General features: G+C 72.6%; 11 protein-coding genes. 7 read left to right on the top strand and 4 right to left on the bottom strand.

The window, feature by feature from the left end:
- Positions 1 to 176: 176 nt before the first annotated feature.
- The 4 genes from GA0115240_RS30245 (at position 177) to GA0115240_RS30230 (ending at position 2,869) form a co-directional block, all read left to right on the top strand.
- Positions 177 to 452: a hypothetical protein gene (locus GA0115240_RS30245; RefSeq protein ID WP_093741587.1), complete on the top strand. Its 276-nt coding sequence runs from the start codon at positions 177 to 179 to the stop codon at positions 450 to 452.
- 110 nt (positions 453 to 562) lie between these two features.
- Positions 563 to 1,810 carry a hypothetical protein gene (locus tag GA0115240_RS30240; protein WP_141709020.1) on the top strand — a complete coding sequence of 416 codons (1,248 nt, stop codon included), beginning with the start codon at positions 563 to 565 and terminating at the stop codon, positions 1,808 to 1,810.
- 19 nt (positions 1,811 to 1,829) lie between these two features.
- Entirely contained in the window at positions 1,830 to 2,225 is a 396-nt protein-coding gene (locus GA0115240_RS30235; RefSeq protein ID WP_141709019.1) for a hypothetical protein, read from the top strand.
- Positions 2,222 to 2,869, top strand: coding sequence for a hypothetical protein (locus tag GA0115240_RS30230; protein WP_093741582.1), 648 nt, complete (start codon positions 2,222 to 2,224; stop codon positions 2,867 to 2,869). The genes GA0115240_RS30235 and GA0115240_RS30230 overlap by 4 nt, the downstream gene beginning before the upstream one ends.
- A 3-nt stretch (positions 2,870 to 2,872) precedes the next feature.
- Here GA0115240_RS30230 and GA0115240_RS30225 read toward each other — a convergent pair whose 3' ends face one another.
- A complete protein-coding gene (locus GA0115240_RS30225) occupies positions 2,873 to 3,469 on the bottom strand; it encodes a CGNR zinc finger domain-containing protein (RefSeq protein WP_093741580.1) in 597 nt (198 codons plus the stop codon).
- A 210-nt stretch (positions 3,470 to 3,679) separates the two neighbouring features.
- Between GA0115240_RS30225 and GA0115240_RS30220 the strand changes: the two genes are divergently transcribed.
- On the top strand, positions 3,680 to 4,939 hold the full coding sequence (locus GA0115240_RS30220; RefSeq protein ID WP_093741578.1) for an MFS transporter: 1,260 nt from the start codon (positions 3,680 to 3,682) through the stop codon (positions 4,937 to 4,939).
- A 46-nt stretch (positions 4,940 to 4,985) separates the two neighbouring features.
- On the opposite strand, the gene GA0115240_RS30215 is transcribed toward GA0115240_RS30220, so the two are convergent.
- From GA0115240_RS30215 to GA0115240_RS30205, 3 genes are all read right to left on the bottom strand, one after another.
- Positions 4,986 to 6,677 carry a transporter gene (locus GA0115240_RS30215; RefSeq protein WP_093741576.1) on the bottom strand — a complete coding sequence of 564 codons (1,692 nt, stop codon included), beginning with the start codon at positions 6,675 to 6,677 and terminating at the stop codon, positions 4,986 to 4,988.
- On the bottom strand, positions 6,674 to 7,564 hold the full coding sequence (locus tag GA0115240_RS30210; RefSeq protein WP_093741574.1) for an ABC transporter ATP-binding protein: 891 nt from the start codon (positions 7,562 to 7,564) through the stop codon (positions 6,674 to 6,676). The genes GA0115240_RS30215 and GA0115240_RS30210 overlap by 4 nt, the downstream gene beginning before the upstream one ends.
- 334 nt (positions 7,565 to 7,898) lie before the next feature.
- Positions 7,899 to 8,555: a bifunctional DNA primase/polymerase gene (locus GA0115240_RS30205; protein WP_093741572.1), complete on the bottom strand. Its 657-nt coding sequence runs from the start codon at positions 8,553 to 8,555 to the stop codon at positions 7,899 to 7,901.
- A 232-nt stretch (positions 8,556 to 8,787) separates the two neighbouring features.
- Between GA0115240_RS30205 and GA0115240_RS30200 the strand changes: the two genes are divergently transcribed.
- The gene (locus GA0115240_RS30200; protein WP_093741570.1) at positions 8,788 to 10,167 is read left to right on the top strand and encodes a transcriptional regulator; all 1,380 of its coding nucleotides are present in this window, start codon (positions 8,788 to 8,790) and stop codon (positions 10,165 to 10,167) included.
- A gap of 243 nt (positions 10,168 to 10,410) precedes the next feature.
- Positions 10,411 to 12,057, top strand: a complete 1,647-nt coding sequence (locus GA0115240_RS30195; protein ID WP_093741568.1) for a hypothetical protein — start codon at positions 10,411 to 10,413, stop codon at positions 12,055 to 12,057.
- Positions 12,058 to 12,135: the final 78 nt, after the last annotated feature.

Genomic DNA, 12,135 nt, shown 5'->3' with positions numbered 1-12,135 from the left:
CCGCGGAACCGCCGAGTCGCCACGGCGCGGTCGCCGGTGCCGCGTGTGCCGCCGCCGGGTGCCGCCACCCGTTCGGCTGGCATATGCCGATGGGGCCGTAACCTTCGGCGGGATACGGACCGTTGTGCGGTTGTGGTTGCTGACAGGAGAAAACGGCGGTGCCCGGGAGTGCGCGAATGAGCGACCTCCAGGTCACCGATGAGGTGCTGGGCGACGCGGAACGGCTGCTGGGCAAGTTGCACGCCGAATTCCGTACGATCTCAGCGCACCGAGACGAGCTGCACGACATCTGGGGTGCGGGCGCCGTCGCGGACGCCATGGACGCCTTCGTGGACAACTGGTCCTGGTACCGCAAGAAGCTGCTCACCCACATCGAGTCGGTGGGCGGCCTCGTCGGATCGGCCCGGGAGACCTTCCGGCAAACGGATCACCGTCTGGCGCAGACGGGTTGAGCGGCGTGCGTACGGTGGCCGGCCGCCCCCGGCCGCGCGACTGGCATCCCCTCACCGACGCCGATCCGGTCCCGGGCGACCCAAGCGCGATTCTCGAAGAAGTCGCGCACATGAAGCGGGTCGCCGCTCAGCTCAGAACCGAGGCCGGTGACCTCAGACTGATCGCGGACGGCCATGGGCTCAAGGGCCGCTACGCCGATGCCTTGCGCGACGGCGCACGGGAGTTGGAGGTCCGGCTGCGGGAGACCGCCGAGCGCTACGAACGCGTCCACGGCGGACTGAGCGGCTGGGCGGCCGAGTTGGCGGGTTTCCAGGCAGCGGCGGACCGCATCCTGCACACCGCCCAGGCGGAGGAGAAGGCCGCCGCTGGATCGGGATCGGGATCGGGATACGGATCGGGATCGGGATCGGCATCGGGAGCACCGGACGACGGCGATCCGGCTGGCCGTCACCGCAAGGCGCTTGCCCGGGTGACCGACCAACGGGACGGGCGGGCCGACCACTACGCCACCCGCATCCGCCACGAAATCGACGACAAGATCAGGGACAGCTGGTGGGAGCGACGCAAGAACGAGGTGGACACCTGCCAGAGTCTGATCTCGTTCGTCGTGGACCTGATGGGCTGGGTCGCCAGCGGTATCGCGATCGCCGCGATCACGATGACCCCGGCCGGCTGGGTCGCGGGCCTCGCCCTCTGGCTCACCTTCGGCGTCCTCGCCGGCCACCTGCTGCTCGCGTCCGCAGCCGACGGCTCGTGGGCGGACGTCGGCATGGACATCTTCGGCCTGCTCACCATGCAGGTGGGCGCGGTCGCCCTGACCAACCTGCGCAAGGTGCGGGACGCCACCAAGGTCGCGGCGGAACTGGCCGCGGAGGAGCGAGCGGCCGAGACAGCCGCCCGTGAGACCCGATCCCTCCGCGACCGCTCCTCAGCGGTCGTCAACCGCCGAGCCTCCACCCGCGCGGAGCGGGCCAGGGCCCGCCACACCCGCAATATCGCCCGCGCGGCCTCACTCCGGGCCGGCCACGCCGCTTCGGCGGAGGAGGCCGCCGTCCCGCTGGCGGTGGCCTCCCGCTGGGAGGCGGCGGTGGTGGGCGGGGACAAGGAGACGGCCAACTTGCACAAGGACGTGCAGCGGCTACGGGAGGCATATCCGGACAGCCCGGAGGTGCAAGGGGCGAGCTTGGGGGCGGAGGCCCACAAGCGGGCTTTTCAGGGCATGTGGGCGGTCGCCACGCTGGTGGACGGTTGGGACAAGGGAGTCGGGAGCAGCGACCTCTTCCCGCAGAAGTGGCAATACGGTCCCTACGGACGGCTGAAGAACCGCTACACCAACGAAGTTGGGTCGTCATGGTGACCCTTGAGACGGAGAGACTGTGTTCCCGAGCGAGCTGACTAACGATCCATTGCTGGCTCGAGGCGACAGACTCATCCGCTATGGGGCAGCAACTCCGATGCTTGGCTTGTGCGTTATCGCGCTGACGGCGAGGCTGCTCGACCCGAGCCGGTTGACCTTCGCTCTGGAGATGGCTGGCCTCTCAGCCATTGGCCAATTGCTCACCTGGGCAGGCATGCATGGCGTATGGCGTAGCAATGGCTGGGATTCAGGGGTGCTCCTCTATGTCTGGCTCGGCGGGTTCTTGGGCGGTATGGCCCTCACATCCGCCGGGGGGTGGGTGCTGACGCCGATTCCCCTCGTTGCCCCGCTCGTCGCGACCCTGGCGCGCTGGCGCCTGCACCGCACCGCGCGCAGTGCAGGCGTGCCGCGGTGAGCACGATCACCCCGCCCACCGCGTACAGCCTGCTGCTGCCGCCCGGCTGGGTTCGCGTGCCCCTTCGCAATGGCACCCGCGCGGTGCTGGACGCGAGGATCTTTCGGGGGATCGAGCGGATTCCCGCTGGGGTGCCGCGGGACAAGGGGATGGCGTACCGGCTGTACGTGAGGCGGCGGGTGGAGGGGCTGGTGGCGGAGGCGCGGAAGGCGGGCGGGCTGGATCTGTACGTGCCGGTGGGGGCGCGGCCCGGGGGTGGGATGTTGGCCGCTTCGTTCGTGGTGGCAGAGGTGGCAGAAGTTGAAGGGGTTGAGGGGGTTGAGGGGGAGGCGGCGCAGCCGGAAGCCGTGTTGGGGCGGCTGGCCGGGGAGGCGGGGGAGGTACGCGGGGTCGCGGAGACGGTCGGGGTGCGCCGGGAGTACGTACGGGCGGCCGCGGAGGAGGAGGCGGAAGCCGGTGTGCCGACGCGGCATGTCGATTACGTGGTGCCCGTCCCGGGGGACGGTGGCCGCTGGCTGACGGTGAGCTTCTCGACCGCGGGGGACGGGGACCCGGCGAGCCCTTTCACCCGGGCCGTCGCCGAACTCTTCGACGCCATGATGACCACTTTCCGTTGGGGCCACTCGAGCCGCCGTACGCCGTGAGGTTCAGGCGCGTGCTCGCGCGCCGGCCTTCTTCGCGCGGTTGCCGCAGGTGTCCATCGAGCACCAGCGGCGGGCGCCGGGACGGGAGTGGTCCAGGAAGAACGCACCGCACACCGGGGACGCGCAGGGGCGCAGCCGGGGGAGCAGCGTCGGGGACGTCGCCAGGTCGAGCGCGTCGCGGGCGATGAGGGCCAGGGTGGCGGTGACCGGGTCCTCGGCGTGCCAGCCGAGTGCGCCGGACGGGGTGAGCTGCGGGGTCGGGAGGGGGTCCGCCGCGGCGGAGTTGAGCCGGGCGCGGGCGCCGGCGGGAAGCGCGGCCGGGCCGTCCGGGCCGAGAGCCGCGAGGATCAGCGCGTGCACCGCCTCGCGCAAAGCCCGTGCCCGCACCAGTTGCCCCGGGGCGGGACGGGCCACCGGTCCATCCCCGCAGGGCCCGCATTGTTTCACCCAGGCGGCCAGCGCCTGCGGGTCGGCCAACTCCTCGGTGGCCTGCGGGGTGCCCCGGTAGCGCAGGGTGCGCAGGTAATCCAGGCACAGCCGCCCCGAGCCCTGGCGGAAGCGAACGGGCGCGAGGACACGGACGGCGGCGCTGTCGGTCATGGGGCCAGCCTAAGGGCGGCACCGGTTTAACTGGTACCGTCGATCTCTCCCGCGCGGAACCGGTATGACCGGTGCCGCGTCACGACATGCCCGCCCGCCCCCTTCGGACCCGACCCGCACCCAGCCGCCGCCACCCGCACCCAGCCGCGGCTACCTGCGGCAACACGATCCGAGCCGCACCCGGCCACCGCGACCCCCTGTGAGGCCCCGATGTCCCACCCCGCCGACCTCGCACCCTCCGGGCATACCCCGGACGGCGAGGCCTCCGGTCCGGCGTCCGAGGGGCCGCCGCGCAGCCTGATCGTGCTGCTCGCCGTCTCCTGCGGTCTCACCGTCGCCAACCTCTACTACGCCCAGCCGCTGCTCAGCGAACTGCGCCACACCTTCGGCATATCCGAGGTGACCGCCGGCGGTCTCGTCACCGCCACCCAACTGGGCTACGCGGCCGGCCTGCTGCTGCTCGTCCCGCTCGGCGACGTCGTCGAGAAGCGCCGCCTCGCCACCGTGCTGCTCACCCTCACCATCGGCGCCCTCGTGCTGGCCGGTCTGGCGCCGGACTTCCCGGTCCTGCTGATCGCCTCGCTGATCGCTGGGACGACGCTGGTGGTCACGCAGATCCTGGTGCCCTTCGCCGCGGACCTCGCGCCGGACGCGTCCCGGGGCCGCGTCGTCGGACAGGTGATGAGCGGGCTGCTCACCGGCATCCTGCTGTCCCGGACGTTCGGCAGTCTGCTGGCGGGCGCGACCAACTGGCGCGTCGTCTATCTGACCTCGGCCGGTCTGATGACCGTACTGACCCTGGTGTTGCGCGCCCGTCTGCCGCGCCGCGCCCCTTCCGGCGCCGCGGTCGGCCTGACCTACGGCGCCTTGCTCCGCTCCACGGCCCGCCTGCTGAAGGTGCATCCGGCGCTGCGCCGCAGGGCGCTCTACCAGGCAGCGATGTTCGGCGCGTTCTCCGTCTTCTGGACGACCATCTCCTACGTGCTGACCAGCCCGCCCTTCGACTACAAGCAGTGGCAGGTCGGCCTGTTCGCCCTCGTCGGGGCCGGCGGGGCGTTGGTGGCGCCCTTCGCCGGACGGTGGGCGGACCGCGGGCTGGTTCGGCCCATGACGGGCGCGTCGTTCGTCGCGGCGGCGGTCGCCTTCGCGGTGGCCGGATTCGGCCGGCACAACGTCATCGCGCTCGGTGCGGCGGCCGTTGTCCTGGACATGGGCACCCAGACGACTCTCGTCCTCGGCCAGCAGGTGGTCTACCAACTGGACGGCGAAGCACGGGCCCGGCTCAACAGCGCGTTCATGGCGACCTTCTTCGTGGGCGGCGCGATCGGCTCCCAGGCCGGCTCGTACGCCTACCACGCCGGTGGCTGGGGCGCCGCGACCGTCCTCGGCGCCGCCCTGCCCGTCGTCGCCTTTCTGGGCTGGACGACCGAACTGCGTCGTCCCAAGGCCGCCTACCAGCGGGAAGGGTGACCCGCCCCACACCTCGGGCACCCCGGGGCACCCCAGGACTACCTCCTCACACCTTGCCCACGACCGCCAGGATCTCCGGCAGCCGCCGCAGCAGCAGCGGCGCGGTGAGCCGCAGCGCCACCGCCCCCACCAACGCCCCGTAGACCATGCCGATCGGCAGCACTGTCCACAACAGCTCCTGGTGGCCGCTGAGGTGGAGGAACAGGGACAGCCCCAGCACCGGCAGGCAGGCCACCGCGCCGCTGAGCGTGCCGCCGAACACGTTCAGGGCGACCAGGCTGCCCTGGCCGGGCGCGGCGTTGCCGAACGGGTTGTGCTGCGGGACGGCGTACGGGAAGCGGACGCTGGCGTAGGTGCCGGTGGCGGTCAGCGCGCCCAGGAACGCGAAGGCCAGGCCCAGCGTCTCGGCCAGCGCGTCGACTCGGCCGAGCAGCAGGGCCGCGCCGACCGTGACCAGGGTGACGTACGGCACCGCGATGCCGACCAGCGTGAGGGCCCGGCCACGCAGTTCGAGGGCGGCGTCCCGACGGGTGGATATGGTCGCCGCCACCGTCCAGAACGCCGATCCGTCGATGCCGAACTGGTTGTACATCTGCATGCCGAGCAGTCCCGCCGCCCACAGGCACTGGTAGACCGTGCCGTGCTGCACCACCGCGACCAGCGGCAGCAGTAGGCCGACCGCCAGGCCCGTCGAAAGCGCCGCCCGGGAGCGCGGGTCCCGCCACAGGTAGAGGAACTGCCGCTCCATCACCGTGCCCGTCCGGCCTCCGACCAGCCGCGCCGGCAGCAGTCCGGCAACCCGCTTGGCCCAGCCGGTGCGCGCCGCGGTGCCCGTGGAGGCCTCCGCCACCCCCTGGACGGTCGACGCGTCCGGGGAGACCATCAACCGCAGCAGGCTGCTGTACCACCAGCGCAGGATGACGGCGAGGACCGCGACCGCGTAGACCAGCTGCAGCGCCGCCAGGCCGTACGCACCCCGGCCGGTGGAACGCACCGCGTCCACCGCCGGTGCGGGCGGTATCCAGCGCAGCACCGACGCGACCGAAGTGACCCGGTGCAGGCCGCCGTTGGAGGACAGCGAACTGACGCCGAGATTGACCAGCTGGGCGCCCACCGCCACGAACAGCCCGCTGAGCAGGGCCAGATCACGGCCCCTGCGGCTGGTCAGCAAACGGGTGTTGGCCGCCGCCACCGCTCGGGACAACGCCACACAGGTCAGCAGGACCAGGGCGACCGCCGGCACCGCGACGGCCACTGCCGCTCCACCGTCCGCCAGCGCGATCACCGCGCCGGTGGACACCATCACCGTGAACAGCGGGCCGACCCCGATGACCGAGGAGACCAGCAGCGCGGTCATCAGCGGGCGGGGCCGCAGCGGCAGCATGGACAGGCGCGTCGGGTCGAGGGTGTCGTCGCCACCGAAGAAGAACAGCGGCATCACCGCCCAGCCCAGGCCCAGCACCACGGCGAGGGTGACCGCGGCGGCCGGTGCGTAGTGATCTCCCCGCAGCGCGATCAGGCCGGCGCCGAGCGCGAGGGCGTAGAGCAGTGTGAAGCCGACACCGGCCGCCCAGCCGACGGTGCGGCCCCGGGACTGACGCAGCCCGTTGCGGATCACCGCCAGCTTCAGCCGCACGAACACCGGGGTGACCGAGGCGCCGCGAGGAGCGGGCGCGCCCGCCGGAGCGGCCGGAGCCGAGGGCGCCCCGGGAAACGCCGGCCAGTCGGAGGCGGTCATCGGGTGCCTCCGCCGAGCCAGTCCAGATCCTGGCCGCCGTGCCGGTCCGCGCCGACGAGCGACAAGAAGGCGTCCTGCAAGGTGGGTGCCGCGCCGCGCACCTCGGCGAGCGGCCCGCGCGCCACGATCCGGCCGGCCGCCATCACCGCCACCCAGTCGCACAGGCTCTCCACCAGCTCCATCACATGGGAGGAGAACACCACGGTGCCGCCCGCGCCCGTATAGCGCTCCAGCACGCCGCGGATCACCTGGGCGGACACCGGGTCGACCCCTTCGAACGGCTCGTCGAGAAAGAGGACTTCGGGGTTGTGCAGCAGCGCGGCGGCCAGGCCGATCTTCTTGCGCATACCGGTGGAGTAGTCGACGACGAGCTTGTGCCGCGCGTCGGACAGGTCGAGCACGTCCATCAGCTGGGCGGCCCGCTCGTCGACCTGCTGGCCGGGCAGGCCGCGCAATCGACCGGTGTAGCCCAGCAGTTCGCGCCCCGAGAGCCGCTCGAAGAGCCGCAGCCCCTCCGGCAGCACCCCGATCCGGGCCTTCACCGCGACCGGGTCCGACCAGACGTCGCAGCCGACGATCCGCACGGTGCCCTCGTCGGGCCGCAGCAGGCCTGTCACCATCGAGAGCGTTGTCGTCTTTCCCGCGCCGTTCGGCCCCACCAGGCCGATGAAGCGGCCCGCGGGTAGCTCCAGGTCGATGCCGGCGACGGCGGCGTGCTCGCCGAACCGCTTCCACAGCCCGCGCACCAGCACCGCGGGGCCCGGCCCGCCGTCCTCGCCCGGCACACCCGGACCCCCGCCGGTCGGCGCCCTCCCGTAGACGGGCAGTTCCCGGTACGGCTGGGGCTCGCCGGCCTCACCCTGCGTAGTTTCCTTGGACTGTCCCATCTCGCGGCACCTCTCCCCGCTGCGCCCTCAGGCCATACCCGCCACCGGTCCGAGCGGCGTGCGCTTCTCGTCCGTACTGCAACCCTAGAGGGGACCACTGACAGTGACGACGCCAGCGGTGACAGCGGTGACGGTGGTGACAGCGCTGACAGCGACGGCCGGGCGGTGCCGGAGGTGGCGGCGAGAGCAACGGTGCCAGCGACGACGCCAGCGACCACGCCAGCGACAGTGGTTGCGCCGATCCGCCCGCGTGGGGCACGAGATCGAGCCGGCAAGTGGATGGGCGACAAAAGGGGGTGATTCGGGCGATCGACCGGCTGGGGGAGCACGGATGTCACCGTGCGCGGGCCGCCGTCACATCCTGGCCGCACGCGTAGGCCAGCGTGCTGATCAATTCCTGCGTGTCGGGCAGCCAGCGGTTGAGTTCGGTCGGCTCGCGGGCCCACTGCACCGCGCCGCCGGCGCCCATCCGGGTCGGGGGCGCGGCCACCCAGTCGCCCTCGCCGCGAACGACCATGTCGAGTGCGCCCGGCGGCCAGCCGAGCCTGCGCAACAGCTCCGGCGCCTTGGCCGCGGCGCCGGGCAGCACGAAGAAGGCCAGTCGGCGGGCGGGCGTGGAGATCACCGGGCCGAGCGGCAGCCGCATCCGCTCCAGCCGGGCCATGGCCAGGAAGCCGGCACTCTCCGGTACGTCGATCGCGTCGAAGGTGCGGCCGGTCGGCAGCAGGACGGAGGAAAACGGCTGCCGCCGCCACATCCGGCGCAGCGCCGCCGCGTTTCCGCTCGCCTCGGTGGCCCAGTCGGGCCCGGTCGGGTGGGCGCCGGCGGCCGGGCAGGCGGGCGCGGAGCACGAGCAGCGCGGTGCGCCCCCCGACTCGATGTGCAGCCATGAACCAGGGAGGACATCCCAGTACCGTTCCTCCGCATATCGGACCGCCGTGTCGAGAAGTTGGCCGGTGAACTGCCGCGGAACTCCGATGGTGTCTTCCACGGATTGCACAACTTCCTTGACCAGCGGGGGTTACGGGGCCGAGCGGTGGCTCATGACGGGCGCACCGATGCATGTCCGGGGGCGCGTACGAGCAGTCGGCTGCCGTTTCGGGTAGGCACGGGTAGTCAACAAGGGCCGGGAACCGCCCGGCACGGGTGAATTGCCGCCACTACGTGCGTATTTCGCCCGGCTGGCGGGAAATGACAACACGAGGGACGACAAGGGGGGATCAATGGCGGCACGACCGTTAGTGGCGCGGCAGCCGAACGAAAGACTCCAGGCACTGATCCAGGAGGCGGGCTGCTCCAACGCGGGCCTCGCCCGCAGGGTCAACATGTGCGGGGCCGAACACGGCCTCGACCTGCGATACGACAAGACGTCCGTGGCCCGCTGGCTGCGCGGACAGCAGCCGCGCGGCCGAGCGCCGGCGATCATCGCGGAGGCGCTGGGCCGCAAGCTCGGCCGGGCGGTGTCGATCGACGAGATCGGCATGGCCAACGGCAAGAACCTGGCCACCGGCATCGGCCTGCACTTCTCACCGACCGTGCTCGGCGCCATCGAGCAGGTCTGCGAGCTGTGGCGCAGCGACGTGGGCCGCCGCGACTTCCTCACCGGCTCCACCGTCGCCGCCTCCGCACTGGTCGAGCCCAGCCGGGACTGGCTGATCACCCGCCCCGACCAGGGCGTGGCCCGCAACGGGGGCTCCCGGGTGGGCCGTTCGGATGTCGAAGCGGTCAAGGCCACCACCCAGGCGCTCACCGACCTCGACCATCGCTTCGGCAGCGGCCACGTCCGCCCGGTCGTCGTGCACTACCTCAACAGCGTGGTCTCCGGGCTGCTCGGCGGCAGCTACCGCGAGTCGGTGGGCCGGGAACTCTTCTCCGCCGTCGCCCGGTTGACCGAACTCGCCGGGTACATGGCGGTCGACACCGGCCAGCCCGGCCTGGCCCAGCGCTACTACATTCAGGCGCTCCGGCTCGCCCAGGCGGCCGGCGACCGGGGCTACGGCGGGTACATCCTCGCCGCCAGCATGAGCCATCTCGCCGCGTCCCTCGGCAACCCCCGCGAGATCGCCCAACTCGCCCGGGCCGCCCAGGAAGGGGCCCGCGGACAGGTCACGGCCACCGCCGAGGCGATGTTCTACGCCGCGGAGGCCCGCGGCCACGCCCTGCTGGGCGACGCCCGTACCGCCGCCGCCGTCGCCGTGCTGGCGTCCGAGGCCATGGAGCGCTCCCGCCCGGAGGAGGACCCGGCCTGGATAGCGCACTTCGACCACGCCTACCTCGCCGACGAGCTCGCGCACTGCCACCGCGATCTGGGCCAAGCGGCGCCGGCTGCCCGCCAGGCGGAGGAGGCCCTCGCCGCACACCCCGAGACCCGTGCGCGGCGCCGCGCCATCGATCTGCTGCTGCTCGCCGACGCCCAGGTGCAGCAGGGCGAGGTCGAACAGGGCTGCCACACCGGCACGGAGGCCGTCGCCCTGCTGTCCGGGCTGCGGTCCAACCGCGGCGTCGAGTACCTGGACGACTTCCGCCGCCGGCTGGAGCCGTACGAAGCGGAGCCCGCGGTACGGGAGTTCGGGGCCCGGCTGGAAGAGCGCGAGGCGGCCTAGGCGGAAAGGGAAAGCGACAAAGCCGACCTCGCACCGAATCGTTACCGGACCGACACCGTGCGCTTGCAACAGCGCCAAAGTGCTGGGCAGGCCCGGCGAAACCGGGCCTCACCCGGGGAACGGGCCTGCCCGCGCAGGGTGTCGAAGCGCTCACTCGTTCGGGTGCGTGGTCGGCCTTCCGGATAACCCGGTAGCGTTGGCGGACGGTTGCTACGGCGGGGTAAGAGGCGGGAGCGGGCGGCGATGCACAGCAGCGGACGCGGCGAGGAATCGCCCGAAGCGTACCGGGGCGTCGTCCACCCCCCGGGGCACAATCAGCAACCGCTGACCTATGGCGAGCAGGTCCAGCCGGCCGGCGGCAGTCCCTGGGGCAGCCCGGGGGCCGGGGGCGGAGGCATACCCGAGCCCGCCGACGCCACCCAGATGCTGCCGCCCTACCCGGCCGGCCTGCCCGCGCCCGACGGCGGCCCCGGCTCGGCCCAGGCGAACGCCCACGGCAACGGCCAGGGCAGTGGTCACGGCAACGGTCACGGCGGTGGTCACGGTCACGGATCGGGCACCCCGGTCCCGGTCGCCGACGCCACCCAGATGCTGCCGCCGTACCCCGGTGACGAGCCGTCCTCGGCGCGCCACGGCGGCGGATCCGTACCGCCGATGCCGCCCGTTCCCCCGCAGGCACCGCACCTCGCGCAGGCCCAGCACGAGGGTCAGCCGCCCGTGGCGCCGGCCGAGGCCACCCAGGCCATGCCGCCGCTGTTCCAGGACGGCCAGTCCTACGACCAGCAGCAGTACGGCCAGCAGGTCCCCCAGCAGGGCTACGAGCAGGCGTCGTACGACCAGCAGCAGCCGTACGACGGAGGCTACGAGCAGCAGCAGTACGGCCAGCCGGGACAGCAGGGCCAGCCCCAGTACGGCGGCGGCCAGGAATACGGTGGCCAGGAGTACGGGGGCCAGGAGTACGGCGGGCAGGAGTACGGCGGCGGCTACGACGAATCGCAGTCCGGCTCGGCCACCGATCCGCAGCACGACAGTGACTACGACCACCTCTTCCGCACGGACGTGCCGAGCCCGCCGCCGATGCGCCAGCGCATCGTGGGGCCGCCCGCCCAGCAGCAGGGCGGCCAGCCGGGCCAGCCGCCGTACGGCCCCGGCGGCGCCCAGCAACCCCCGTACGGGCAGCAGCCCGGCCCGTACGAGCCCGCCTACGGCTACGACGACGGCAGCGGCGCCCGGAGCGGTGGCAGCCGGATGTCGCCCAAGGTGCTGATCGGCATCGTGGTGGCCGGCCTGGTGGTCGGCGGCATCGTCGTCGGCGGGCTGCTCAGCGGCGGTGGCGGCGACTCGGGGAACAGCGCCGGCAGCACCGCCTCGACGGGCCCCACTTCCTCCGCCAGCGCCTCGGGACCGGCCGCTGCCGGCGGCGAGGACGCGGCCGTCAAGCAGCAGGCGCAGGCTCTCGACGCGCTGCTCAAGACCAGCGGCAACAGCCGCAGCGCGGTCGTCAGCGCCGTTGCCTCGGTCGGCAAGTGCGACGCCCTGCCGCAGTCCGCCGGCGCGCTGCGCAATGCCGCGACGCAGCGGGCCGGCCTGGTGACCCAGCTCCACACCCTGGCCGTCGACAAACTGCCGAACCACGCCGAGCTCACCGAGGCCCTCACCAAGGCGTGGCAGGCGTCCGGCGCCGCCGACACCCACTACGCGAACTGGGCCGACCAGGTCAACGGGCAGCACAAGCTCTGCAAGGGCGGCCACGCCCACAACACCTCGGAGACCGCGGACGGCGACCGGGAGTCCGGCACCGCCACCCAGCAGAAGAAGCACGCGGTCAAGCTGTGGAACTCCATCGCCGAGAAGTACGGGCTGACCAAGCGCACGTACACGCAGCTGTAGCCGCGCCGCGGTCGGCATGTTCGGGGTCCGTCCGACCGCGGGGCCGGCCCGATCGCGGGCGGTGGCTGGGCGGGGCGC

The organism is Streptomyces sp. DvalAA-14 (assembly GCF_900091855.1).
In the GTDB taxonomy this organism is placed as follows: domain Bacteria; phylum Actinomycetota; class Actinomycetes; order Streptomycetales; family Streptomycetaceae; genus Actinacidiphila.
Note: the sequence above shows the minus strand (reverse complement) of the source record. Positions and strands in the feature narration are given on the sequence as shown.

Excerpts from the sequence above, each read along its gene's own strand:
- GA0115240_RS30245 (WP_093741587.1), top strand. The coding sequence starts at position 177 with ATGAGCGACCTCCAGGTCACCGATGAGGTGCTGGGCGACGCGGAACGG.
- GA0115240_RS30240 (WP_141709020.1), top strand. The coding sequence starts at position 563 with ATGAAGCGGGTCGCCGCTCAGCTCAGAACCGAGGCCGGTGACCTCAGA.
- GA0115240_RS30225 (WP_093741580.1), bottom strand. The coding sequence starts at position 3,469 with ATGACCGACAGCGCCGCCGTCCGTGTCCTCGCGCCCGTTCGCTTCCGC.
- GA0115240_RS30220 (WP_093741578.1), top strand. The coding sequence starts at position 3,680 with ATGTCCCACCCCGCCGACCTCGCACCCTCCGGGCATACCCCGGACGGC.
- GA0115240_RS30215 (WP_093741576.1), bottom strand. The coding sequence starts at position 6,677 with ATGACCGCCTCCGACTGGCCGGCGTTTCCCGGGGCGCCCTCGGCTCCG.
- GA0115240_RS30210 (WP_093741574.1), bottom strand. The coding sequence starts at position 7,564 with ATGGGACAGTCCAAGGAAACTACGCAGGGTGAGGCCGGCGAGCCCCAG.
- GA0115240_RS30200 (WP_093741570.1), top strand. The coding sequence starts at position 8,788 with ATGGCGGCACGACCGTTAGTGGCGCGGCAGCCGAACGAAAGACTCCAG.
- GA0115240_RS30195 (WP_093741568.1), top strand. The coding sequence starts at position 10,411 with ATGCACAGCAGCGGACGCGGCGAGGAATCGCCCGAAGCGTACCGGGGC.